We start from the raw sequence: 1,973 nt of genomic DNA on the forward strand, positions 1-1,973 counted from the left end.
GAAGCCAAAACCCCAGAAGCAGTCAATCATCTGCTGGATTGGGCAGCCGGCTTGGCCAACACAACAGCTTCCCACCCCAGATAATCCTTTTTGATTCCCATCTCCCTCAGCTTTATACATATTGGAACTTCTTATGAATATCTTAGGGCTGCTGTAGTTCTTACTACTCGACTTTGATGGCTACGAACTTCTGAGCTGAAATTGGCGGAATCGAAGAATCCGTAACCGTTATCAATGCAGAGAAAGAAAGGCCAATCGGAGGCTGGTTTGCTGCCGCTGGACATTGAACGGAAATGACCCCTGTGGATGTGTCAAAAAAGAAGGGAGGATTAGGTGCTGGCTCGGCTTTGAAAGTGAGTGGGCTTTTAACAGCGCCGGTAATGGTAACAGTTGGAGGCGCAGTGAGCTTCAAGTTAAGGTTAGTGCTACACTTCAAGGAAGTATCCTTATACTGAATTGCAAGAGTGGCAGGTGGTGGAGTCGGCGGCAGAGCTTTGATTGCAACAGGGATCACAGCGCTGAGGTCGGCAGTCAAGAAGTTGGTAGCCGTCGTCAGCGCGGGATTGAGCTTAATGGTCACTGATCCGGCAGCTTCGTTAGGCGTCAGGCGAACAACCTCGAATTCCTGAGGCCCCTTGTTGCCTTCCTTGAAGACCAGCGTGCTGGTCGAAACGGTAAATGGCGCGCCAGGGACAAAAGGATCGGGAGTTCCACTCACATCCAACACAACTTGCCCACCAACTGGAGCTGATGGTTGGAGTGTAACCCTCAGCTTAGCAGAAGTTCCAACCAGAGCTGTGCCAGCAAATTCAACGGAGTCAGGAGCAACTTCAATGCTCGGCGGCAGCTCTTGCTGCTTTAAGGTCACCGCCACAGCAACATTCACCGCTTCCAGAGGTAGAGAACTACTGGCTGGTTTGACTATTTAATTAATTTTAATGCTCACAAGAGCTTGACCAGAAATGGGAGGACTCGAGGAGTCTGTAACAGTTACCAGCGTCGAGAGAGTGGAACCAATGGGAGGTGCACCTGCCTGTGCTGGGCATTGGATAGAGATACCACCATCTTTCGTGTTGAACGTGACTCCAGAAGGCAGAGGAGGATCTGCTGTGTAGGTAAAAGGAGGAAGAACCTTCCCTCTAGTGGTAACTTGGGGAACCACAGTAACTATTTTGCCTAGATTATTCTTACAGTCTACCGAGTTATCATACTTAATCTCAATAGAGCCAACTGCTGACTTGACAGGGATCACAATGTTAATATCTCCTGTTAAGAAGTTACTAGCAGTAGTCAGGGCTGTGTTTAGTTTAACAGTTATGGAGCCAGCAAACACACCATCGGTTAATCGAATAACCCCGAACTGCTGAGATCCCTTATTGCCTTCCTTAAAGATAAGAGTTGAAGGTGAAACAGTGAACGGAGCACCTGGCGCAAAAGGATTAGGGGTTCCACCTATGTCCAGTACAACCTGACCTCCAACTGGAGTTATTTTGAGCTCAACTGTTACATCTTGAGTAGCTCCAATTATGTCATCATCGAGGAACTCTATCGAAGAAGGAGTAACTGTAATACTAGGCGGCTGCTCTTGCTGCTCTAAGGTCACCGGCACGGCAACATTCACGCTGCCCACCGGATAATTGGCAGCGGTTGTGGCCGGGTCGCGGGTAACTGTGATGGTGGCATTGCCCTGCTGTGTAGCCGGGATCAAACGCGTCAGCACAACCTTGGGTGTATCTGTGGATCCCGGTGGAACGACAACTGTTACGAACGAGGCAGCAGTTGTGGAAACGCCCACCACCTGCGGGTTGCTGCTTTCTACCTTCAACACCAAGCTGCCGTTGGCCGGAGGAGCAGACGGCGTAAGCGTGAGAGTTTTTATAGAGCCAACAGTCGTCCCTGAGTCAAACTTAACTTCTGCTGGATCAACGCTAACTTTTTCAACAGGAAAGGGAGTGGGGGGAGGAGGAGGGAAA

The 1,973-nt window shown here is 49.8% G+C and carries 2 protein-coding genes; both read right to left on the reverse strand.

Annotation, left to right across the window (positions count from 1 at the left end; genetic code table 11):
- Window positions 1-163 precede the first annotated feature (163 nt).
- The gene (locus tag NW853_RS03445) at window positions 164-886 is read right to left on the reverse strand and encodes a hypothetical protein (RefSeq protein WP_414347767.1); all 723 of its coding nucleotides are present in this window, start codon (window positions 884-886) and stop codon (window positions 164-166) included.
- A gap of 39 nt (window positions 887-925) precedes the next feature.
- Window positions 926-1,973: hypothetical protein (locus tag NW853_RS03450; protein WP_414347770.1), on the reverse strand; the 1,048-nt coding region annotated here is incomplete at its 5' end.

This window comes from Synechococcus sp. H55.11 (assembly GCF_047462475.1).
Classification (GTDB): domain Bacteria; phylum Cyanobacteriota; class Cyanobacteriia; order Thermostichales; family Thermostichaceae; genus Thermostichus.